This is a genomic window from Marinilactibacillus sp. GCM10026970 (genome assembly GCF_042660675.1).
Taxonomy (GTDB): domain Bacteria; phylum Bacillota; class Bacilli; order Lactobacillales; family Carnobacteriaceae_A; genus Marinilactibacillus.
In genome coordinates this window covers 1-19,324 of record NZ_JBHSUL010000006.1, presented here as the reverse complement: position 1 = coordinate 19,324, position 19,324 = coordinate 1, and the positions used below count along the sequence as shown (strand labels likewise).

34 protein-coding genes are annotated in these 19,324 nt (G+C 39.9%); 33 read left to right on the top strand and 1 reads right to left on the bottom strand.

From position 1 onward, the window contains the following. Positions 1 to 15 precede the first annotated feature (15 nt). The 30 genes from rplV to ACFP65_RS02330 all read left to right on the top strand — a co-directional run bounded on the left by rplV (position 16) and on the right by ACFP65_RS02330 (position 17,195). Positions 16 to 372 carry a 50S ribosomal protein L22 gene (gene rplV, locus ACFP65_RS02475; protein WP_208559786.1) on the top strand — a complete coding sequence of 119 codons (357 nt, stop codon included), beginning with the start codon at positions 16 to 18 and terminating at the stop codon, positions 370 to 372. A gap of 3 nt (positions 373 to 375) precedes the next feature. Continuing rightward, entirely contained in the window at positions 376 to 1,032 is a 657-nt protein-coding gene (rpsC, locus tag ACFP65_RS02470; protein WP_225744922.1) for a 30S ribosomal protein S3, read from the top strand. Between the two features lie 3 nt (positions 1,033 to 1,035). Further along, entirely contained in the window at positions 1,036 to 1,467 is a 432-nt protein-coding gene (gene rplP, locus ACFP65_RS02465; protein WP_225744921.1) for a 50S ribosomal protein L16, read from the top strand. Beyond that, a complete protein-coding gene (rpmC, locus tag ACFP65_RS02460; RefSeq protein WP_208559780.1) occupies positions 1,457 to 1,651 on the top strand; it encodes a 50S ribosomal protein L29 in 195 nt (64 codons plus the stop codon). Before rplP ends, rpmC begins: the two co-directional genes overlap by 11 nt. A 34-nt stretch (positions 1,652 to 1,685) precedes the next feature. Next, positions 1,686 to 1,949 carry a 30S ribosomal protein S17 gene (rpsQ, locus tag ACFP65_RS02455; RefSeq protein WP_379915591.1) on the top strand — a complete coding sequence of 88 codons (264 nt, stop codon included), beginning with the start codon at positions 1,686 to 1,688 and terminating at the stop codon, positions 1,947 to 1,949. A 77-nt stretch (positions 1,950 to 2,026) separates the two neighbouring features. Further along, a complete protein-coding gene (gene rplN, locus ACFP65_RS02450) occupies positions 2,027 to 2,395 on the top strand; it encodes a 50S ribosomal protein L14 (protein WP_225744919.1) in 369 nt (122 codons plus the stop codon). A 34-nt stretch (positions 2,396 to 2,429) separates the two neighbouring features. Next, a complete protein-coding gene (rplX, locus tag ACFP65_RS02445; protein ID WP_225744918.1) occupies positions 2,430 to 2,735 on the top strand; it encodes a 50S ribosomal protein L24 in 306 nt (101 codons plus the stop codon). Between the two features lie 27 nt (positions 2,736 to 2,762). After that, positions 2,763 to 3,302, top strand: a complete 540-nt coding sequence (rplE, locus tag ACFP65_RS02440) for a 50S ribosomal protein L5 (RefSeq protein WP_225744917.1) — start codon at positions 2,763 to 2,765, stop codon at positions 3,300 to 3,302. 33 nt (positions 3,303 to 3,335) lie between these two features. Beyond that, on the top strand, positions 3,336 to 3,521 hold the full coding sequence (locus ACFP65_RS02435) for a type Z 30S ribosomal protein S14 (RefSeq protein ID WP_208559775.1): 186 nt from the start codon (positions 3,336 to 3,338) through the stop codon (positions 3,519 to 3,521). A 35-nt stretch (positions 3,522 to 3,556) separates the two neighbouring features. After that, positions 3,557 to 3,955: a 30S ribosomal protein S8 gene (rpsH, locus tag ACFP65_RS02430; protein ID WP_225744916.1), complete on the top strand. Its 399-nt coding sequence runs from the start codon at positions 3,557 to 3,559 to the stop codon at positions 3,953 to 3,955. 31 nt (positions 3,956 to 3,986) lie between these two features. Next, on the top strand, positions 3,987 to 4,523 hold the full coding sequence (rplF, locus tag ACFP65_RS02425; protein WP_379915588.1) for a 50S ribosomal protein L6: 537 nt from the start codon (positions 3,987 to 3,989) through the stop codon (positions 4,521 to 4,523). Positions 4,524 to 4,728: 205 nt separating this feature from the next. After that, entirely contained in the window at positions 4,729 to 5,094 is a 366-nt protein-coding gene (rplR, locus tag ACFP65_RS02420; protein ID WP_379915585.1) for a 50S ribosomal protein L18, read from the top strand. Positions 5,095 to 5,116: 22 nt separating this feature from the next. Then, on the top strand, positions 5,117 to 5,620 hold the full coding sequence (rpsE, locus tag ACFP65_RS02415) for a 30S ribosomal protein S5 (protein WP_225744913.1): 504 nt from the start codon (positions 5,117 to 5,119) through the stop codon (positions 5,618 to 5,620). Positions 5,621 to 5,634: 14 nt separating this feature from the next. Continuing rightward, entirely contained in the window at positions 5,635 to 5,814 is a 180-nt protein-coding gene (gene rpmD, locus ACFP65_RS02410; RefSeq protein ID WP_208559770.1) for a 50S ribosomal protein L30, read from the top strand. Positions 5,815 to 5,850: 36 nt separating this feature from the next. Further along, positions 5,851 to 6,291 (top strand): 50S ribosomal protein L15, encoded by a 441-nt coding sequence (gene rplO / locus ACFP65_RS02405; protein WP_225744912.1) that lies wholly within the window; start codon positions 5,851 to 5,853, stop codon positions 6,289 to 6,291. A 3-nt stretch (positions 6,292 to 6,294) separates the two neighbouring features. Beyond that, complete coding sequence (gene secY, locus ACFP65_RS02400; protein ID WP_379915582.1) at positions 6,295 to 7,590, top strand: preprotein translocase subunit SecY; 1,296 nt, start codon at positions 6,295 to 6,297, stop codon at positions 7,588 to 7,590. Positions 7,591 to 7,722: 132 nt separating this feature from the next. Further along, positions 7,723 to 8,367, top strand: a complete 645-nt coding sequence (locus ACFP65_RS02395; protein WP_379915580.1) for an adenylate kinase — start codon at positions 7,723 to 7,725, stop codon at positions 8,365 to 8,367. Between the two features lie 166 nt (positions 8,368 to 8,533). Next, positions 8,534 to 8,752: a translation initiation factor IF-1 gene (infA, locus tag ACFP65_RS02390; RefSeq protein ID WP_072693455.1), complete on the top strand. Its 219-nt coding sequence runs from the start codon at positions 8,534 to 8,536 to the stop codon at positions 8,750 to 8,752. Positions 8,753 to 8,787: 35 nt separating this feature from the next. Next, positions 8,788 to 8,901, top strand: coding sequence for a 50S ribosomal protein L36 (rpmJ, locus tag ACFP65_RS02385; RefSeq protein WP_034299928.1), 114 nt, complete (start codon positions 8,788 to 8,790; stop codon positions 8,899 to 8,901). 21 nt (positions 8,902 to 8,922) lie between these two features. Continuing rightward, on the top strand, positions 8,923 to 9,288 hold the full coding sequence (gene rpsM, locus ACFP65_RS02380) for a 30S ribosomal protein S13 (protein ID WP_220727144.1): 366 nt from the start codon (positions 8,923 to 8,925) through the stop codon (positions 9,286 to 9,288). 29 nt (positions 9,289 to 9,317) lie between these two features. Then, complete coding sequence (gene rpsK, locus ACFP65_RS02375; RefSeq protein WP_225744909.1) at positions 9,318 to 9,719, top strand: 30S ribosomal protein S11; 402 nt, start codon at positions 9,318 to 9,320, stop codon at positions 9,717 to 9,719. 61 nt (positions 9,720 to 9,780) lie between these two features. After that, entirely contained in the window at positions 9,781 to 10,725 is a 945-nt protein-coding gene (locus ACFP65_RS02370; RefSeq protein ID WP_225744908.1) for a DNA-directed RNA polymerase subunit alpha, read from the top strand. 27 nt (positions 10,726 to 10,752) lie between these two features. Continuing rightward, positions 10,753 to 11,172, top strand: coding sequence for a 50S ribosomal protein L17 (gene rplQ, locus ACFP65_RS02365; protein WP_379915576.1), 420 nt, complete (start codon positions 10,753 to 10,755; stop codon positions 11,170 to 11,172). A 388-nt stretch (positions 11,173 to 11,560) separates the two neighbouring features. Further along, a complete protein-coding gene (locus ACFP65_RS02360) occupies positions 11,561 to 12,400 on the top strand; it encodes an energy-coupling factor ABC transporter ATP-binding protein (RefSeq protein WP_379915574.1) in 840 nt (279 codons plus the stop codon). Beyond that, entirely contained in the window at positions 12,376 to 13,251 is an 876-nt protein-coding gene (locus ACFP65_RS02355; protein WP_379915572.1) for an energy-coupling factor ABC transporter ATP-binding protein, read from the top strand. Before ACFP65_RS02360 ends, ACFP65_RS02355 begins: the two co-directional genes overlap by 25 nt. Continuing rightward, positions 13,248 to 14,045, top strand: coding sequence for an energy-coupling factor transporter transmembrane component T family protein (locus ACFP65_RS02350; RefSeq protein ID WP_379915570.1), 798 nt, complete (start codon positions 13,248 to 13,250; stop codon positions 14,043 to 14,045). Before ACFP65_RS02355 ends, ACFP65_RS02350 begins: the two co-directional genes overlap by 4 nt. A gap of 75 nt (positions 14,046 to 14,120) precedes the next feature. After that, positions 14,121 to 14,867 (top strand): tRNA pseudouridine(38-40) synthase TruA, encoded by a 747-nt coding sequence (truA, locus tag ACFP65_RS02345; RefSeq protein ID WP_379915644.1) that lies wholly within the window; start codon positions 14,121 to 14,123, stop codon positions 14,865 to 14,867. 30 nt (positions 14,868 to 14,897) lie between these two features. Continuing rightward, on the top strand, positions 14,898 to 15,629 hold the full coding sequence (locus ACFP65_RS02340; RefSeq protein WP_379915568.1) for a nucleoside/nucleotide kinase family protein: 732 nt from the start codon (positions 14,898 to 14,900) through the stop codon (positions 15,627 to 15,629). Between the two features lie 89 nt (positions 15,630 to 15,718). Further along, positions 15,719 to 16,621: a mechanosensitive ion channel family protein gene (locus ACFP65_RS02335; protein WP_379915566.1), complete on the top strand. Its 903-nt coding sequence runs from the start codon at positions 15,719 to 15,721 to the stop codon at positions 16,619 to 16,621. A gap of 244 nt (positions 16,622 to 16,865) precedes the next feature. Next, the gene (locus ACFP65_RS02330) at positions 16,866 to 17,195 is read left to right on the top strand and encodes a hypothetical protein (RefSeq protein WP_379915564.1); all 330 of its coding nucleotides are present in this window, start codon (positions 16,866 to 16,868) and stop codon (positions 17,193 to 17,195) included. A 1-nt stretch (position 17,196) separates the two neighbouring features. Here the strand turns inward: ACFP65_RS02330 and ACFP65_RS02325 are convergent, their stop codons facing one another. After that, positions 17,197 to 17,499: a hypothetical protein gene (locus ACFP65_RS02325; protein WP_379915562.1), complete on the bottom strand. Its 303-nt coding sequence runs from the start codon at positions 17,497 to 17,499 to the stop codon at positions 17,197 to 17,199. A gap of 573 nt (positions 17,500 to 18,072) precedes the next feature. Here ACFP65_RS02325 and rplM point away from each other — a divergent pair. From rplM to ACFP65_RS02310, 3 genes are all read left to right on the top strand, one after another. Then, the gene (rplM, locus tag ACFP65_RS02320) at positions 18,073 to 18,516 is read left to right on the top strand and encodes a 50S ribosomal protein L13 (RefSeq protein ID WP_379915560.1); all 444 of its coding nucleotides are present in this window, start codon (positions 18,073 to 18,075) and stop codon (positions 18,514 to 18,516) included. Positions 18,517 to 18,529: 13 nt separating this feature from the next. Continuing rightward, positions 18,530 to 18,922, top strand: a complete 393-nt coding sequence (rpsI, locus tag ACFP65_RS02315; RefSeq protein ID WP_208559754.1) for a 30S ribosomal protein S9 — start codon at positions 18,530 to 18,532, stop codon at positions 18,920 to 18,922. A 112-nt stretch (positions 18,923 to 19,034) separates the two neighbouring features. Continuing rightward, positions 19,035 to 19,163 carry a hypothetical protein gene (locus ACFP65_RS02310; RefSeq protein ID WP_379915557.1) on the top strand — a complete coding sequence of 43 codons (129 nt, stop codon included), beginning with the start codon at positions 19,035 to 19,037 and terminating at the stop codon, positions 19,161 to 19,163. Positions 19,164 to 19,324 lie beyond the last annotated feature (161 nt).

Sequence of the window (19,324 nt, the reverse complement as noted above, 5' to 3'; positions counted from 1 at the left end):
AGGGAGGAAATTTCCATGGCAGAAACAGTAACAGCCGCAAAAGCAACTGCTCGTACAGTTCGTATTGCACCTCGTAAAGCTAGATTAGTAGTCGATACTATTCGTGGTAAAAGTGCTGCAGAAGCTATTTCTATCCTTCGCTTCACTAACCGCGGAGCATCTGAAGAGGTAGAAAAAGTTTTAATGTCAGCAATTGCGAACGCTGAGCATAATTATGATATGGATATAGAAGAATTATTTGTAAGTGAAGCCTATGTCAACGAAGGAGCTACTTTAAAAAGATTCCGTCCGCGCGCAAAAGGTGCAGCTTCAAGAATCAACAAACGTACTAGCCACATTACAGTAGTGGTATCAGAGAAGAAGGAGGGGTAATCTGTGGGACAAAAAATAAACCCTAATGGTATGCGTGTTGGCGTCATCCGTGATTGGGACGCTAAATGGTATGCAGAAAAAGACTTTGCGGACACATTGCTAGAAGACTTAGCTGTTCGTGAATATATTGCAGAAAAATTAAGCACTGCTTCAGTTTCACGTGTTGAAATCGAACGTGCTGCAAACAGAATCAACTTGTCAATTCATACTGCTAAACCAGGTATGGTAATTGGTAAAGGTGGATCAGAAGTTGACTCATTAAGAAATAAATTGAACAGTATGACTGGCAAACGTGTTCACGTCAATATTGTTGAAATTAAAAGACCTGATATGGATGCTACTTTAGTAGCTAAAAGTATCGCTGAACAACTTGAAAACCGTATCTCATTCCGTCGTGCTCAGAAACAAGCAATTCAACGTACAATGCGTTCTGGTGCTAAAGGAATCCGTACTATGGTCTCAGGTCGTTTAAATGGGGCAGACATGGCCCGTAACGAAAGCTTTTCTGAAGGAACAGTTCCATTGCACACTATCCGTGCTGATATCGATTTTGCTAACGAAGAAGCAGATACAACTTACGGTAAAATCGGCGTAAAAGTATGGATCTACAAAGGAGAAGTTCTTCCAGGAAAGACTCAGAACATGAAAGGAGGAAAATAATCAATGTTAGTACCAAAACGTGTAAAACACCGTCGTGAATTCCGTGGTAAAATGCGAGGAGAAGCGAAAGGTGGAAAAGAAATTGCTTACGGTCAATACGGCTTACAAGCAGTTGACTCAACTTGGATCACAAGTCGTCAGATAGAGTCTGCTCGTATCGCTATGACACGTTACATGAAACGTGGTGGGAAAGTATGGATTAAAATCTTCCCTCACAAACCGGTGACAGCTAAAGCAATTGGTGTACGTATGGGTTCCGGTAAAGGAGCTCCTGAGGGCTGGGTAGCACCCGTAAAACGTGGTAAAATCATGTTTGAAATCGGTGGCGTATCTGAAGAAGTAGCCCGCGAAGCATTGCGTTTAGCTTCACACAAACTACCTGTTAAAACTAAGGTAGTAACTCGTGAAGAAAGTGGTGACTCACATGAAGGCTAATGAATTAAAAGGCTTATCCACTACTGAATTAATTGAAAAAGAAGCAGAGTACAAAGAAGAATTATTCAACTTGCGCTTTCAGTTAGCAACAGGACAACTAGAAAACACATCGCGCATCAAAGATGTCCGTAAAAACATCGCACGTGTCAAAACAGTTTTGCGTCAAGCTGAATTAGTTAAGTAATCGTGCCTGATCTGTATTCAAAGGAGGCTGGAAAATGGCTGAACGTAATAACCGTAAAGTGTATCAAGGAAGAGTTGTTTCTGACAAGATGGATAAAACTATCGTTGTAGAAATTTCTACGCAAAAACAACACCAAAAATACCAAAAACGTATGAAATATTCAACAAAATTCAAAGCTCATGACGAGAACAATGTTGCTAAAACAGGCGATATCGTTAGTATCATGGAAACTCGTCCATTATCTAAAGATAAACGATTCCGTTTACTAGATGTGGTTGAAGAAGCAGTAGTATTATAGAAATAAAATGTAGTGCTAGCCTAACAGGCTACGCAGCGAAGAATATATCTTCGTGAGTTTGAAAGGAGGATCCTAACGTGATTCAAACAGAAAGTCGAATGAAAGTTGCTGACAACTCTGGTGCACGCGAAGTACTTGTTATTAAAGTATTAGGCGGATCAGGTGCAAAGACTGCTAATATCGGAGACGAAGTAGTTGTAACTGTTAAACATGCAACACCAGGCGGCGTTGTTAAAAAAGGTGAAGTTGTTCGTGCGGTTATCGTTCGTACAAAATCAGGAGCTCGTCGTTCAGACGGTTCATATATTAAATTTGACGAAAATGCTTGTGTTATTATTCGTGAAGACAAAGCACCACGTGGAACACGTATCTTCGGACCAGTTGCTCGTGAATTGCGTGAGAATGACTTTATGAGAATTGTTTCGTTAGCTCCGGAAGTTCTTTAATTCCGACAAATGTCATAAGGAGGTGCGCTAGAGAATGTTTGTAAAATCAGGAGATAAAGTTAAAATTTTAGCTGGTAAAGACAAAGGTAAGCAAGGTACGATCAAAACAGCTTTACCAAAACAAAACAAAGTAATCGTTGAAGGTATTAATATCATGAAGAAACATACCCGTCCTACAGGTATGGGCCAAGAAGGCGGAATAGTCGAGATTGAAGCGCCTATTCACGTATCCAACGTTCAATTGATTGATCCTAAAACAGATGAACCTACAAGAGTAGGATATAAATTCGAAGATGGTAAGAAAGTACGTTACGCTAAGAAATCAGGCGAAACACTTTAATATAGTAGGGAAGGAGGGCATTCATAAATGACACGCCTTAAAGATAAATATCTTAATGATGTACGTCCATCATTAGTTGAAAAATTTGAGTATAATTCAGTTATGCAAGCACCAGTTGTAGACAAAATCGTCTTAAACATCGGTGTTGGTGACGCTGTATCAAATACTAAAAATCTAGACAAAGCTGTAGAAGAATTAACGCTTATTTCAGGACAGAAACCAATTGTTACTCATGCTAAAAAATCTATCGCTGCTTTTCGTTTACGTGAAGGTATGCCAATTGGTACTAAAGTAACTTTACGTGGTGAACGTATGTATGATTTCTTGGACAAATTAGTAACTGTTTCTCTACCTCGTGTACGTGACTTCCGTGGAGTTAGCAAAAATGCTTTCGACGGACGTGGAAACTACACGCTAGGTGTTAAAGAGCAACTGATCTTCCCAGAGATCGACTATGATGATGTTGATAAAGTTCGCGGAATGGACATCGTTATCGTTACAACGGCTAATACAGATGAAGAAGCTCGTGAATTACTTGGACAATTGGGAATGCCGTTCCAAAAATAACCACGACACCTTATTAGGAGGGAAAATGTAGAAATGGCTAAAAAATCGATGATTCAAAAGAATAAAAAACCAGCCAAGTTTTCGACTCGTGAGTATACTCGTTGTGAACGTTGTGGACGCCCACATTCAGTATATCAACAATTTAAATTGTGCCGTATTTGCTTGCGTGAGCTAGCTTATAAAGGACAAATTCCAGGCTTGAAAAAAGCAAGCTGGTAAAAATAGAAAACTTGTCACAAAGGAGGATATAACGAATGGTCATGACAGATCCTATCGCAGATTTCTTGACTCGTGTACGTAATGCTAATAATGCTCGTCATACGAAAGTAGAAATTCCTGCTTCAAACATTAAAAAAGGTATGGCCCAAATCCTGAAAAATGAAGGATTCGTAAAAGATATCGAATTCGTGGAAGATGACAAACAAGGAATCGTCCGCATTTTCTTGAAATATGGTCAAAATGACGAACGCGTTATTACTGGCTTGAAACGTATTTCAAAACCAGGATTACGTGTCTACGTAAAAGCAGAAGAAATGCCAAAAGTATTGAACGGTTTAGGAGTTGCGCTTGTTTCTACGTCTGAAGGCGTTGTAACTGATAAAACTGCTCGTTCTAAAAACATCGGTGGAGAAGTCCTCGCGTACGTTTGGTAATAAACATAAAGAATGAAGGAGGTGCCGTACTTTGAGTCGTATCGGAAATAAACCTATTACTATTCCAGAAGGTGTAGAAATCGACCTTAACGGAACAGAAATCACAGTTAAAGGTAAAAATGGCGAGTTATCACGTACATTAAGCCCAGTTATTTCAATTAACATTGAAGATAACGTAATGACATTTACAAGACCTGATGAATCTAAAGCAAGCCGTACTATCCATGGAACTACACGCGCTGTCGTGAACAACATGGTAGAAGGTGTTACTGAAGGATTCCAGAAAACACTTGAGTTAATCGGTGTTGGTTACCGTGCACAATTGCAAGGTAAAACATTAGTATTAAACGTTGGTCTTTCACACACAGTTGAATTCGAAGAAATCGAAGGCTTAACTGTTGAAGTTCCATCAAATACTACTGTAGTAGTTAAAGGTGCTAACAAAGAAAAAGTTGGCGCATTAGCTGCAAACATTAGAGCTATTCGTCCCCCTGAGCCATATAAAGGTAAAGGAATTCGTTACCAAGGCGAGCAAGTTCGTCGTAAAGAAGGTAAAACAGGTAAATAATGCATTCAAGTCGAACACAAACTTGGAATGTCTAAAATCAGTTGCAGATCATACCCTGCGTATGATCTTACTGCTCGGTTTGAAACTATTCCGACGTATTTCTGTGTCAGTTAGCTGACATCAGTCATTAAATCGTTCGACTTAACTTTGCGTTGACCTGAAGAACACAATACTCAATTTGAACTGAGTAATTAACTATGAAGAGGTGACAATTGTGATTACAAAACCAGATAAAAATAAGTTACGCCAAAAAAGACACAAACGTGTCCGTAGAAATCTTTCTGGTACTGCAGCGCGCCCACGTTTGAACGTATTCCGTTCTAATAAACACATCTATGCTCAAGTAATTGATGACGTAGAGGGTGTAACGCTCGCAAGTGCATCTACTTTGGATACTAATGTTTCAGGTGATTCTAAAGTTGCTTTAGCTGCAGCTGTTGGAAAATTAGTAGCTGAACGTGCAAGTGAGAAAAACGTTACAGAAGTAGTATTTGATCGTGGTGGATATCAATATCACGGGCGTGTTAAAGCATTAGCTGACGCAGCTCGCGAAAACGGACTAACATTCTAGAGTAAAGGAGGAGTTAAGGTACATGACAACTCATATTGATGCAGCAAAATTAGACATTGAAGATCGCGTAGTAGAAATTAACCGCGTAACTAAAGTTGTTAAAGGTGGACGTCGTCTACGTTTCGCAGCGCTAGTAGTCGTTGGAGACAAAAATGGACATGTAGGATTCGGTACTGGTAAAGCACAAGAAGTTCCTGAAGCAATCCGTAAAGCGATTGAAGCAGCTAAAACTAACCTTGTAGAAGTACCAATGGTCGGAACTACATTACCTCACGAAGTTATCGGACGCCACGGTGGCGGAAATATCATCATGAAACCAGCCGTAGCCGGTTCTGGTATTTCTGCTGGTGGACCTGTTCGTGCCGTACTGGAATTAGCTGGTGTACAAGATGTTTCATCTAAATCAGTTGGATCTAGTTCTCCAATCAACATGGTTCGTGCAACTATCGATGGTATTAGTCAATTAAAACGCGCTGAAGAAGTTGCAAAACTTCGTGGCAAATCTGTAGAAGAATTACTTGGATAAGGAGGGATGACACAATGGCAAATCTAGAAATTACTTTAAAGCGTAGTTTAATTGGTCGTCCTCAAAACCAACATCAGGTAGTTAAATCTTTAGGTCTTAGAAAAACAAACTCTTCTGTTGTAAGACCAGATAATGATGCAGTCAGAGGCGCAATCAAGAAAATCGCTCATTTAATTGACGTAAAAGAAGTTTAGTAAGTCTAAGTTTAACTAAAGGAGGTGCCAAGATTTATGAAACTTCATGAATTAAAACCTGCAGAAGGTTCTCGTAAAACACGTAACCGTGTTGGACGTGGTTCGTCTTCTGGTAATGGTAAAACATCAGGTCGTGGTCAAAAAGGACAAAAAGCTCGTTCAGGTGGTGGAACTCGTCTAGGGTTCGAAGGTGGACAAACTCCATTATTCCAAACATTACCAAAACGTGGGTTCACAAACTACAACCGTAAAGAATTCGCGATCGTTAACTTAGATTCATTGAATCGTTTTGACGCAGATACAGAAGTAACTCCAGAATTATTGATTGAAACAGGTGTTGTTAAAAACAAAAAATCCGGTGTGAAAGTATTGGCGAAAGGAAACGTTGATCGCAAACTTACTGTTAAAGCACACAAGTTTTCAACTGCTGCGAAAGAAGCGATTGAAGCTGCCGGTGGATCAGTAGAGGTGATCTAATTTATGATCGAGCTGATTAAAGGTGCTATTAAAGAAAAAGATGTTCGAACACGAGTGTTGTTCACTCTTGGAATTTTAGTTGTATTTCGTTTAGGTACCCATATAACGGTTCCTGGCGTAAATGCAAATGCACTTAACGATTTGTCTTCAACAGGTTTATTTAACTTATTGGATACATTCGGTGGGGGAGCCTTAGGGAGTTACTCAGTTTTCGCTCTAGGTGTTTCACCATACATCACGGCTTCGATCGTGGTTCAGCTTCTTCAAATGGATGTCCTTCCGAAATTCAAGGAATGGGCAGAACAAGGAGAAGTTGGTAGAAAGAAGCTTAATCAGGTAACTCGCTATTTAACAATTGTATTAGCTTTCTTCCAAGCTATGGGGATCTCTTACGGATTCAATGCATTGACTGAATTTGGATTGGTAAACAATCCAGGGCCTTCAACATACATTGCTATCGCAATTATGCTGACTGCAGGAACGATGCTTGTAATGTGGCTGGGTGAAATGATTACAGTGCATGGTTTCGGAAACGGAACATCGCTGATCATTTTCTCAGGTATCGTTGCACGTCTTCCAGAAGATATCGTTCAATTCTACAATATACAAATTCGTAATGCTGGTGATGAAATCGTTCAAAGTCTCTTGTTTACTCTTGGAGTAATCATTGCTATGATCGTACTCGTTATCGCTGTAACCTATATGGAGAATGCTAAACGCAATATACCTGTACGTTATTCTAAACGTGCAAGTGAAACAAAAGACGGTGCAGTATTGCCGCTTAAAGTCAACTCAGCAGGTGTTATCCCGGTTATCTTTGCGAGTTCATTCTTATCAACTCCTCAGATTATCCTAGGATATTTTGCTTCAAGTCATCAGAATGCTGGATGGTTTAAATTCTTGAATGGTATATTCAATCTACAAGAACCAGCTGGAGCTGCTTTGTATCTTCTGTTGATCGTCGTATTTACGTACTTCTATGCGTTTATTCAGGTAAATCCTGAAAAAGCTGCTGAAAATCTTCAGAAACAAAATGGTTATATCCCTAGTATTCGTCCTGGTAAAGCCACGGAAGAATATCTTGGATACATGCTGATCAGACTGAGCACGGTTGGTGCTTTGTATTTAGGCGTCATATCTATACTTCCTATAATAGCTTCAGCGCTTTGGAATCTTCCTAGCTCACTTGCTTTAGGTGGTACAAGTCTACTAATCGTAGTCGGAGTAGCACTTGATTCAATGAGACAACTAGAAGGACTACTCAGTAAAAAAAGCTATCAAGGATTTATTCAAAGATAAAGTTGAATCTTTTATCCTTTGTACGAAAATAGACGATTTGCCCCATAGGTATTTATAGCCTCATCGATGGGTAAATCGATCTTTTTTTCCTAAAAATGTAAAAGTTAGGAATTAGTCAAGGAGGAAACAACCATGAATCTGATTCTTTTAGGCCTTCCGGGCGCAGGGAAAGGAACTCAAGCTTCACGTATTACAGAAACCTACGGGATACCTCATATATCCACAGGCGACATGTTCCGTGCAGCGATGAAAAACGAAACACCCTTAGGCAAGGAAGCTAAAAAGTTTATAGATGCTGGAGACCTCGTACCTGACGAAGTGACCAATGGTATCGTGAAAGAGCGTCTTGAAGAAGCTGATGCTCAGAACGGGTTCTTATTGGATGGCTACCCGCGTACGTTGAATCAAGCAGATGCTTTGAAAAAAGCACTTAGCAGCTCTGGTCGTGCCTTGGATGATGTGTTGTACATTAAAGTCGACAGAGATATCCTTATGGAACGTCTAACCGGTCGCTTCATCTGCTCTAATTGTGGAGCAACGTATCACAAACTGTTCAATTCAACGAAGGTTGAAGGAACATGTGATCAATGTGGCGGTCATGATTTTTATCAGCGTGAAGATGATAAACCAGAGACTGTTGAAAGACGTATCGAAGTAAATGAAGCACAGACAAAAGAGCTTGCTGCATATTACGAAGAAGAAGGAATCGTAAGAAATATCAACGGAGAACAAAATCCGGATTCTGTATTTGAAGATATTCGAAATATTTTGAAATAGTCATATAAAAAGAGCTTGCAACAGCTTTTTTTGCGTGGTATAATATTTCGAGCGTCGTGTTGGCATGACGGTTAAACAAAACATTTATAATCAAGAAAATGTGAGAGCAGTCTGCCCTCACAATTTCATGCGTACAAAAGAGAGTCATTGAAGGAGGAAACTCGACATGGCAAAAGACGATGTTATTGAGATTGAAGGAAAAGTACTAGAAACCCTGCCAAATGCAAGTTTTAAAGTTGAACTTGAAAATGGTCACGAAATTCTAGCACATGTTTCGGGCAAAATTCGTATGAATTATATCCGTATTCTACCTGGAGATAAAGTAACTGTTGAAATGTCTCCATATGATTTAACTCGTGGACGCATTACGTATCGATTCAAATAACTTAAGACTCCGTAAAACCAAGGAGGGAAAGTTTCATGAAAGTAAGACCATCAGTCAAAAAAATGTGTGACAAATGTAAAGTGATTCGTCGTAACGGCCGTGTAATGGTTATCTGCGAGAATCCTAAACACAAGCAACGTCAAGGTTAATAAAAGAGGAGGTGCTCATATATGGCTCGTGTAGCAGGAGTAGATATTCCACGTGATAAACATGTGGTAATTTCATTAACTTATATTTATGGTATTGGTAAAACAACTTCTAAAGGTATTTTAGAAGCTGCAGGTGTTCCAGAAGAAACTCGCGTACGTGAATTGACAAATGATCAATTGGACGCGATCCGTGCTGAAGTAGACAAACTTAAAATTGAAGGTGACCTTCGTCGTGAAGTAAACCAAAACATTAAACGTTTGATTGAAATCGGATCATACCGTGGTATTCGTCACCGTCGTGGTTTGCCAGTTCGTGGACAAAACACTAAAAACAACGCTCGTACTCGTAAGGGTAAAGCAGTAGCAATCGCTGGGAAGAAAAAATAATTACCTAAAGTTAGGAGGTCAATATACGTATGGCTAAAGCAAATAGACCCGCAGCACGTTCTCGTAAAAAAAGAGCTAAAAAGAATATTGAACACGGAGTGGCTCACATCCGTTCAACATTCAACAACACAATCGTAATGATTACTGATGTTCATGGTAATGCAATTTCATGGTCTTCAGCAGGATCTTTAGGATTCAGAGGTTCTAAGAAATCAACTCCATTTGCTGCTCAAATGGCTGCAGAAGCAGCTGCAAAAGGTTCAATGGAAAATGGTATGAAATCAGTTGAGGTTACTGTTAAAGGACCTGGTTCTGGTCGTGAAGCTGCAATTCGTTCATTACAAGCAACAGGTTTAGACGTAACTGCAATTCGTGACGTAACTCCGGTACCACACAACGGATGTCGTCCTCCAAAACGCCGTCGCGTTTAATAGTAGTGACATTTAAAAAATATTGCGTGAACTGAACGTTTTGAAAGGGGTAAACGACTAGATGATCGAAATTGAAAAACCGGTAATAGAGACAGTTGAGATCAGTGAGGATGGAAAATTCGGTAAGTTTATTGTAGAACCACTTGAACGTGGCTATGGTACAACTCTAGGGAACTCTCTACGCAGAATTCTTTTATCATCCTTGCCAGGTGCTGCCGTCACAAACATTCAGATCGATAGTGTTTTACATGAATTCACAGCGATCGATGGGGTAGTAGAAGATGTGACTGCCATCATCTTGAACTTGAAAAAACTTGCACTTAAGTTGTATTCTGATGAAACGAAAACGATTGAGATAGATGTTGAAGGACCAGCAACTGTAACAGCAGCTGACATTATTTATGACAGTGATGTTGAAATAATGAACCCAGACCTTTACATTTGTACAGTTTCCGAAGGCGGACATTTGCATGCTCGTATGGAAGCTCAAAAAGGTAGAGGATATGTTCGCGCTGAACACAACAAACATGAAGATATGCCAATTGGTGTACTGCCGGTTGATTCGATTTATACCCCAATCAGCCGTGTGAATTATCATGTAGAAGATACTCGTGTAGGAGAGAAAAACCAGTTCGACAAGTTAACGCTTGACGTATGGACTGATGGATCAATCTCACCTGAGGATGGCGTGAGTTTAGCGGCGAAAATCATGACAGAACATTTAAATATCTTTGTTAACTTGACAGAAGAAGCTCGTGAAGCTGAAATCATGGTTGAAAAAGAAGAAACTCAGATGGAAAAAATGCTTGAGATGACTATCGAAGAGCTTGATTTATCTGTACGTTCTTACAACTGTTTGAAGCGCGCTGGCATTAACACTGTTCAAGAGCTGACAAATAAAACAGAACCAGAAATGATGAAAGTCCGTAACTTAGGACGCAAATCACTGGAAGAAGTAAAATACAAACTGGGTGAGCTTGATTTAGGCTTACGCGAAGAAGAATAATCTTGTAGTTAAGGAGGGTTTCGACTAATGGGCTATCGTAAATTAGGACGCACTAGTTCTCAACGTAAAGCATTGCTACGTGATCTAACGTCTGACTTAATTATTAACGAGCGTATCACTACGACTGAAACTCGTGCAAAAGAAGTATCTAAAATGACTGATAAAATGGTTACTTTGGGTAAACGTGGAGACTTGCACGCACGTCGTCAAGCAGCAGCGTTTGTTCGTAATGAATTAGCAACTGTTTCAGAAACTGAAGAAGAAATCGTAGTACAAACAGTATTACAAAAACTGTTTAATGATTTAGCTCCTCGTTTCGCTGAGCGTAACGGTGGATATACTCGTGTTTTAAAAACAGAACCTCGTAGAGGAGATGGCGCACCAATGGCTATCTTAGAATTCGTGGTTAGAGCAGAAACTGCTGAAACTGAAGCAGAAGAAGCTTAATTTAATTCATAAAAAAAGAATTTAACCAAATTCACTTTTGGATGTATGATGGGCGTTATGATGATGGAACTTGTTTCCAAGTGTCTAGCTCAAGTTTCTCCCTTAGGACGTGTTCCTTTGGGAGGACCATATATCGTTTAAAGTGTTTTTTTTGTATCTTTTTTTAAGTCTATTGACCTGCTGCTGAAGAAATCATGTAGATAAGTCCACATACATACATAGAATAAGAAACAAGGTTTGTTTGAGTCGTTGATTTTTGGTAACCTTGTACCATTGAAGACTGTCAAGACACCTTGAAATAAGGTATAATAGCTAAGTGTGTCTGATATTAAAAGAGTGGAATCCTATTCCAACTCGAACTCACTACTCAAAGATAGAGGTTAAAACAATGAGTGAAATCATAAAAATAAATCATATTTCTTATAAATATACGGATGAACAGACCCAAAATGCTTTGAACGACGTTTCTTTCACGATCGATAAAGGAGAGTGGATTGCAGTTATTGGGCCAAACGGTTCTGGTAAGTCAACACTTGCGAAGACCATCAATGGATTGATTGAACCGAGGAGTGGAGATGTCCTCGTGGGAGATCTGGAATTGAATGAACAAAATATTTGGTCGATTCGTGAAATGGTCGGAATGGTCTTTCAAAACCCAGATAATCAGTTTGTTGGATCCACTGTCCAGGATGATGTTGCTTTTGGGCTAGAAAACTTAGGCGTTCCAAGAAATGAGATGGTCGAACGTGTACGCGATGCGCTAGATAAAGTAAATATGCTGGAGTTCGCTGAACGTGAACCGGCTCGTCTTTCTGGTGGACAGAAACAGCGTGTTGCCATTGCTGGAATCGTTGCATTACGTCCGGATATTATGATTCTAGATGAAGCGACGAGTATGCTAGATCCCAAAGGACGCGACGAAGTACTGAGAACAGTAAAAGAAGTGAAAGAAAAAGAGAACTTAACGGTAATATCCATTACACATGATATTGATGAAGCAGCCTCTGCTAATCGTATTCTGGTAATGAAAGCTGGAGAACTCATCAAGGAAGGTACGCCGGAGGAGATCTTTTCTTATGGAGATCAGTTGATTGAGATGGGACTAGACCTTCCGTTTCCGGAAAAACTGAAGTCTTCTCTTAAAGACATCGGAATCACAGTACCGACAGATTATCTAACGGAGGAAGGCATGGTGGACTGGTTATGGACATACGGTTTGAAGAAGTAGGCTATACGTATCAGAAAGGGACGCCTTTTCAAAGCCGTGCTTTATATGATATCAATCTGTCTATAAATGATGGGAGCTTCACTGCGCTAGTCGGTCATACCGGTAGTGGGAAATCGACAGTGCTTCAGCACCTGAATGCGTTGAAGAAGCCGACTGAAGGCTCCATTACGATTGGAGAAAGAGTCGTTACGCCTTCAACCGATAATAAAGGGTTGAAAGCTCTGCGTAAAAAAGTCGGTATTGTGTTTCAGTTCCCTGAGGCTCAGTTATTTGAAGAAACGATTGCAAAAGATATTGCCTTCGGCCCGAAAAATTTTGGGATTAATGAAAAAGAAGCCGTTGAACGAGCACGAGTGCTTTTACCTCAAGTCGGCTTGGATGAAAGTTTTATGGAACGTTCTCCCTTTGATTTATCTGGTGGACAGATGCGACGGGTAGCGATTGCTGGTGTGCTGGCGTTAGAGCCTGAAGTGCTGGTTTTAGATGAGCCAACTGCTGGACTGGATCCTCAGGGACGCAAAGAAGTGATGGATATGTTTTATAACTTGTATAAGACTAAAGGATTAACAATTGTGCTGGTCACGCACCAAATGGACGATGTGGCGCAATACGCGGATCATATGGTCGTGCTTGAAAAAGGAACAGTTAAAAAAGAAGGGACGCCTAGAGAGTTGTTTAAAGAGTCTGAGTGGTTGACCAGTATGCAGCTTGGTGTGCCTTCTACCGTTGCTTTTGCGCACCAATTAGAATCTCGGTTCGGCTGGACATTTGATTTATTGCCAATGACGACAGATGAGCTTGCTGCTCAAATTAAAACGAAGTTAGTTAGAAATGAAGGTGAAGGGCTATGATGGATAAACTGATTTTCGGTCGGTATATTCCCGGCGATTCACTGATTCACAGATTGGATCCCAGAACAAAACTAATGGGTGCGATGTTTTTCATCATCATTATTTTTCTCGCTAATAATCTATGGACTTATCTGGCATTAGCTATTTTTGTAGGCTTAGCGGTTAGTTTGTCACAGATTTCTCTGAAGTTCTTTATCAATGGGGTCAAGCCGCTTTTATGGCTAATACTGTTTACAGTGATCTTACAGGTACTGTTTACAAGTGGGCAGACGATCTTTTTCAGATGGGGACCGATTATCTTGTCTCAAGAAGGCCTGATTAATGGTGGATTCATCTTTATGAGATTCGTACTGATCATCTTTATGTCGACATTACTAACGCTAACGACGATGCCCTTATCTTTGTCAGATGCGATTGAGTATCTGTTGAGACCTTTTGGTAAAGTAGGTGTTCCTGTTCATGAGATTGCGCTAATGTTGTCAATTGCGTTACGTTTCGTACCGACACTGATGGATGAGACCGAGAAGATCATGAATGCACAACGCGCACGTGGAATTGATTTCGGTGAAGGCAATGTCTATCAACAAATGAAATCAATTGTACCTTTGCTGATACCGCTATTTGTGAGCTCATTTAACCGCGCTGAGGAGCTTGCAACAGCGATGGAGGCTAGAGGATATAAAGGTGGCGAAGGGCGTACAAAGTACCGTCAGTTGAACTGGCAGACAAAAGACTCGCTTGCTATGGGCACAATTGGCTTGCTTGTGGTTGTACTGATATTATTTAGAACTTAAGGTGGGAGAGGATAAGGATGCAGGTCTTTATCCTTTTTCTGTATAAAAAAGTAAAGGAAGCTGTTGGAGTTGGAAATGACAAGATATAAATTAAAGCTAGCGTATGATGGAACCCATTTTTCAGGGTTTCAAGTGCAGCCAAATAAAAGAACGGTGCAAGGAGAAATTGAAAAGGCGCTGCACACCATGTCTAAAGGTCGTTTCGTGCGCATCAAAGGAGCCGGAAGAACCGATGCAGGTGTCCATGCTAGAGGACAAGTCATTCATTTTGACTACCCAAAAGCTATTCCAGCTGACGGGATGCTGCGTGCGTTAAATGCACTGAGTCCAGATGATATCGTAGTGTTTGAGTCGGATATCGTTGATGATCAGTTTCATTCTCAGTATCTGGCTAAAGGAAAAACTTATCAGTACCGTGTAGACAATCATAAACTAGAAGATCCATTTACACGCTTATACGCGCACCACCATCCATTTATAATGGATCTGGAGCGGACAAAGCTAGCCTTGAAGTACTTAGAAGGAACGCATGATTTCACGAGTTTTGCTTCTGCTCAGTCAGATAAGGACGATAAAACGAGAACCATTTATGAAGCAAGTGTTGAAATCGATGAGCGAACGGAGGAGTGGGTCTTTACGTTCCGTGGCAATGGCTTTCTCTACAATATGATTCGGATTATTGTCGGAACGGTCTTGCAAGTTGCGGATGGTAGAAGACCGGTAGAAGATATTCCTAAAATCATTGAAGCGAAGGACCGTACAGTCGCAGGACCAACGGTTGCACCTAAAGGACTCTGTATGATAGAAGTGTATTACGACTGAAAGTGAGTATGGAAGAAAGAAGGTTTCGAGATGCGGATGATGATTAACGGACTGGAAGTGGATGTCGATTATTCAAAACAAGAAAGAGAAGAAGTATTGAATCCATTACTAAAACAGATAAGCTCAATCAGACAAGAAAAAGGAGAGCGTATCATCGTTTACCTTGCGGCTCCGCCAGGTACGGGGAAGACAACCTTAAGTCAATTTTTGGAACTAGCGTACAAAGAACTAGATAGTCCTTATTCTTTTCAGTCGATTTCAATCGATGGCTTTCATCATAAAGCGGCTTATCTGGAAAAAACGGCGGTCACAATAGAAGGGCAACGGACGTATTTAAAGAATATCAAGGGAAGTCCAGAGTCCTTTGACCTCCATTCGCTTAAAAAGCACCTCTTGGGACTTAAAGAAGAATCGGTGAGTGAGTGGCCGATTTATGACCGGAAGCTTCATGACGTCAGTAATGAGCATATACAAGTGGATGCAGAAATTGTGCTCATTGAAGGAAACTGGCTTCTTTTAAATGAAGATGGATGGAGAGATTTGAAAGTAACTGCAGATTTAACGTTGTTTATTGAGGCTGAGGAAGACATGCTGAAACCGAGATTGATCAACCGTAAAATCATGGGTGGCTTAAACCGAGAAGCTGCAACAGTATTTTACGAAAGTAGCGACCGCAAAAATGTGATTAGAGTACTGGAGCATCATAGTGAACCGGATGTAAAATTAAAGATGATGAGTGATGGTAGCTTGAAGTGGGGGTAATCAGAGGCTTTCGATTGGCATCATACTCCTTTGAACTGTTAGTATTGTAGTGAAAATGAATCTGGAATGATCAGAAAGGGATTTTTACTATGAGAGAATGGATCAACCACTATACAGAAGCTTATCCATTGATTGCCAATATCCTGATCTTTGCAGTGATTATCGTGTGTCTATTGATGATCAGAAAATTTGCATTGAATCGGTTATACAAACGATTCAATGAATCAGAGAACTGGTATGTGACACGAAAACTGGCCAAATGGCTGACCAACGTGGTTTTGGTGATTGCCTTTGTCTATATATTTGGAACTGACTTGAGTGGATTTACGACCGCTATTGGTCTTGCGGGAGCCGGAATCACTTATGCTTTAAGAGAAGTCATCGTGAGTTTTGCCGGATGGTTTGCGATTATGTTCGGTGACTTTTTTAAAACAGGAGACCGGGTACTGCTAGGAGGAACGAAGGGCGATGTTGTTGATATCGGTCTTTTGCGGACAACTTTGATGGAAATGGGTGAGTGGGTAGAAGGAGATCAGTATACTGGACGAATTGTTCGAGTAGCCAACAGTTATATCTTTACGTCTCCTGTCTACAACTATACAGCTGATTTCAAGTTCTTGTGGGATGAAATCCATATTCCGATTCGCTTCAAGTCAGATATCGAACTCGCTAGAAAACTAGTATTAGAAATTGCGGAAAAAGAGATTGGAACCTATAACGCCAAGGCCGAGGAAGATTGGGGCAATATGAAGCGTCGATACCGTATTGAGAATGCTTCACTCGAGCCACAAGTGTTTATTTCTTTTGACGACAACTGGATTACATTAAGTCTGCGGTATATCGTGGATACAAGAAAGCGACGCATCAGCAGAGATCATATTTTTATGTCTATCCTTGAGCGTTTTGGAGAGTATGAAGACAGAATTGAACTCGCATCTGAGACATTTGAAATTGTTCATGAGGAAATACCTAAAGAGGAACGAAATAGCTAGTCATAAGTTTCGGTCACAGAACATAAATAAAGCGATCTGGAAGGCGAGAAATCCGCAGCTTCCAAATCGCTTTTTTAAGCTTCGTTAAATGATCCGTTCTATACTTTTGCACCATAATAACAGAAACAGTACTTCTTTTTTGGTGTACTTGTAAGAACTTAAACTCTGTAGGATTGGACACTACCATTTTAGCTAAAGTAGATTATACTGTACATAACATAAATTCGTTAAAGGTGGTTCAAAGATGCAAATGTTTATAGGGATGTCAACGAGTAGCAATAGTAATCTATCTGAGCTTGGTATTGTCTTGATCTTGCTAGCAGTCGTTGTGGGATTCAATTTGCTGTACAGTGTGTTTTTAAAGAACAAAGTTAAATCAGAGACGTATCTTTTATTGAATTCTTTTTTATTAGTGATCGCAGCGGGCACACTCCTCTTTCAGAGTGGCGTACTCATTGACAGATTCGGTATATCGGGGGACGGATGGTCAACACTGGTGTTTCTGTTCATTTTTGTTTTAGGTGTGATTCATTTATTTGTACACGAACGAGATGCAAAGCGAAAGCGACAGTAGGCTAATTGACCTGATTGACCTTGTAATAGAATCCAAGTGACCCCAAGTCGATATAAAAATAAGAGACAACGTATTGTATATCTTCTGCATAGTAACCAACCATTTCAGCGGGTACAATAATCTTTTGAGGTCGTAGATTAGAATCAACGGGAGAAGCAGCGTTTATATTATAGTATGACGTATTTCTATCTGTTACCGTAAAAGAATACTCTTGACCTGATTTTACTAAATTGGGAACGACGGATGTTACACCGATTGTTCTATCTATAGCCGTAGAGAATATTGAGATAACCAAAAATGGCACAATGAAAGAGGTTATCCTTAAGGAGATCTTTTTCCAGAAACTAAAATGTTTACTCAAAATATATAACCGTATAAAAAAGAAGATCAGTGCGAGACATAAAACAAATCCTCCATAATACGTTAGATTTTCGAGCATGCCTACATCATTAAATCGGGAATAGATGTATCCAAAAGAAAACATCACCAGAAGTATTGCCAAAATAAACATAGTAGTGAAAGAGCATTTGAAAGGTTTATGCATGATTAAACTCCATTCTGTAAAAGCAATCATTTGATTTTATATATATCGTTAGTATACTCGAGAAAACTGATAAGAGCTTATCTTTTTTAAAACAAGAGCGGCTTTTTTATTTTGAAGTATTTTTCAAATAGAGTTGACTTATCTTTGTATTCGGGGTATTATGTTAGATGGTATTGTTTGCCACCATGATAAGCCCCGGAAACTTGTTAGGTCACAAACAAAACGAAGCTCTGATCGAGAAAGTTCTGGTACTATTCACAAGACTAAATACATTAGAGCAAGATTGAAATCACAATAACTGAAATCGAAAATGAATTTATGGAGGTCAAGATCGTGCGTACAACTTTTATGGCGAATGAAAGCAACATCGAGCGTAGATGGTTTGTAGTTGACGCTACTGATATCCCATTGGGACGTCTTTCAGCAGTCGTTGCATCTATTCTTCGCGGAAAAAACAAACCTACGTATACACCACACGTCGACACTGGCGATAACGTAATCGTAGTAAATGCTGAGAAAATTAAATTAACAGGTAACAAAGCTAGTGACAAGATTTATTCTCGTCACTCAGGATTCCCAGGTGGATTGAAACAAGTATCTGCAGGAACTCTACGTGCTGAAAAACCTGAAAGACTAATTGAATTGTCTATTAAAGGAATGCTTCCGCATAACTCTTTAGGACGTACTCAAGTTAAAAAATTACACGTATACGCTGGTCCAGAGCACAAGCACCAAGCTCAACAACCAGAAACACTAGACATCACGAACTTAATTTAAGGAGGGACATTCATTGGCTCAAGTACAATATTTCGGAACTGGCCGTCGTAAAAACTCTACAGCTCGAGTAATCATGACTCCAGGTTCTGGTAAAATCACATTCAACGGTAAAGATATTACTGAATATTTAAACTTTGAACACTTGCACCTAATCGTAAGACAACCACTTGCTCTTACTGATACAGTTGAAAGCTATGACATTAAAGTCAACGTTCATGGTGGAGGATTCGCAGGACAAGCAGGCGCTGCTCGTCACGGAATCTCTCGTGCACTATTAACAGTAGACCCAGATTTCCGTGGAGCTCTTAAAGCGGCTGGACTATTAACGCGTGACCCTCGTATGGTTGAGCGTAAAAAACCAGGTCGTAAAAAAGCCCGTAAATCACCACAATTCTCAAAACGTTAATTTTTGGATCTATTGCGAATTTATTCGCTTACGGATACAATACAGAACGAAGAAAAAGCATTGGCATCTTGCTGATGCTTTTTTCTTTTATCAATAAAGGCGGTGGAAAACAATGAGTCCAAAAGAAAAAATGTTGGAAATTATTAAGAACAAACAAAGTGGCGGAAAAGCCGAATACAACCGTACACCTAAAAATGACCAAAAATATATGCGAAAAGCTCCAGTTATTCATAAGAAATAACGGAGCAAGTTAGAATTCGATCTATTATAGGACGCTTTCCTTTTGGGAAGTGTCTTTTTTTGGTTCTATGTCAATTAGCGTTGGTGAAGAATAAAGCTAGAAAATAATCGTACTTGGAAGAGAACAGATAGTTAGCTTATGCTGCTATGTGTTCTCTTTCT

What these genes read in the sequence shown, in the direction of transcription:
- rplV (WP_208559786.1), top strand. Translation starts at nt 16, where the DNA reads ATGGCAGAAACAGTAACAGCCGCAAAAGCAACTGCTCGTACAGTTCGT.
- rplP (WP_225744921.1), top strand. Translation starts at nt 1,036, where the DNA reads ATGTTAGTACCAAAACGTGTAAAACACCGTCGTGAATTCCGTGGTAAA.
- rpmC (WP_208559780.1), top strand. Translation starts at nt 1,457, where the DNA reads ATGAAGGCTAATGAATTAAAAGGCTTATCCACTACTGAATTAATTGAA.
- rpsQ (WP_379915591.1), top strand. Translation starts at nt 1,686, where the DNA reads ATGGCTGAACGTAATAACCGTAAAGTGTATCAAGGAAGAGTTGTTTCT.
- rplX (WP_225744918.1), top strand. Translation starts at nt 2,430, where the DNA reads ATGTTTGTAAAATCAGGAGATAAAGTTAAAATTTTAGCTGGTAAAGAC.
- rplE (WP_225744917.1), top strand. Translation starts at nt 2,763, where the DNA reads ATGACACGCCTTAAAGATAAATATCTTAATGATGTACGTCCATCATTA.
- ACFP65_RS02435 (WP_208559775.1), top strand. Translation starts at nt 3,336, where the DNA reads ATGGCTAAAAAATCGATGATTCAAAAGAATAAAAAACCAGCCAAGTTT.
- rpsH (WP_225744916.1), top strand. Translation starts at nt 3,557, where the DNA reads ATGGTCATGACAGATCCTATCGCAGATTTCTTGACTCGTGTACGTAAT.
- rpsE (WP_225744913.1), top strand. Translation starts at nt 5,117, where the DNA reads ATGACAACTCATATTGATGCAGCAAAATTAGACATTGAAGATCGCGTA.
- rpmD (WP_208559770.1), top strand. Translation starts at nt 5,635, where the DNA reads ATGGCAAATCTAGAAATTACTTTAAAGCGTAGTTTAATTGGTCGTCCT.
- rplO (WP_225744912.1), top strand. Translation starts at nt 5,851, where the DNA reads ATGAAACTTCATGAATTAAAACCTGCAGAAGGTTCTCGTAAAACACGT.
- secY (WP_379915582.1), top strand. Translation starts at nt 6,295, where the DNA reads ATGATCGAGCTGATTAAAGGTGCTATTAAAGAAAAAGATGTTCGAACA.
- ACFP65_RS02395 (WP_379915580.1), top strand. Translation starts at nt 7,723, where the DNA reads ATGAATCTGATTCTTTTAGGCCTTCCGGGCGCAGGGAAAGGAACTCAA.
- infA (WP_072693455.1), top strand. Translation starts at nt 8,534, where the DNA reads ATGGCAAAAGACGATGTTATTGAGATTGAAGGAAAAGTACTAGAAACC.
- rpmJ (WP_034299928.1), top strand. Translation starts at nt 8,788, where the DNA reads ATGAAAGTAAGACCATCAGTCAAAAAAATGTGTGACAAATGTAAAGTG.
- rpsM (WP_220727144.1), top strand. Translation starts at nt 8,923, where the DNA reads ATGGCTCGTGTAGCAGGAGTAGATATTCCACGTGATAAACATGTGGTA.
- rpsK (WP_225744909.1), top strand. Translation starts at nt 9,318, where the DNA reads ATGGCTAAAGCAAATAGACCCGCAGCACGTTCTCGTAAAAAAAGAGCT.
- ACFP65_RS02370 (WP_225744908.1), top strand. Translation starts at nt 9,781, where the DNA reads ATGATCGAAATTGAAAAACCGGTAATAGAGACAGTTGAGATCAGTGAG.
- rplQ (WP_379915576.1), top strand. Translation starts at nt 10,753, where the DNA reads ATGGGCTATCGTAAATTAGGACGCACTAGTTCTCAACGTAAAGCATTG.
- ACFP65_RS02360 (WP_379915574.1), top strand. Translation starts at nt 11,561, where the DNA reads ATGAGTGAAATCATAAAAATAAATCATATTTCTTATAAATATACGGAT.
- ACFP65_RS02355 (WP_379915572.1), top strand. Translation starts at nt 12,376, where the DNA reads ATGGACATACGGTTTGAAGAAGTAGGCTATACGTATCAGAAAGGGACG.
- ACFP65_RS02350 (WP_379915570.1), top strand. Translation starts at nt 13,248, where the DNA reads ATGATGGATAAACTGATTTTCGGTCGGTATATTCCCGGCGATTCACTG.
- truA (WP_379915644.1), top strand. Translation starts at nt 14,121, where the DNA reads ATGACAAGATATAAATTAAAGCTAGCGTATGATGGAACCCATTTTTCA.
- ACFP65_RS02340 (WP_379915568.1), top strand. Translation starts at nt 14,898, where the DNA reads ATGCGGATGATGATTAACGGACTGGAAGTGGATGTCGATTATTCAAAA.
- ACFP65_RS02335 (WP_379915566.1), top strand. Translation starts at nt 15,719, where the DNA reads ATGAGAGAATGGATCAACCACTATACAGAAGCTTATCCATTGATTGCC.
- ACFP65_RS02330 (WP_379915564.1), top strand. Translation starts at nt 16,866, where the DNA reads ATGCAAATGTTTATAGGGATGTCAACGAGTAGCAATAGTAATCTATCT.
- ACFP65_RS02310 (WP_379915557.1), top strand. Translation starts at nt 19,035, where the DNA reads ATGAGTCCAAAAGAAAAAATGTTGGAAATTATTAAGAACAAACAAAGT.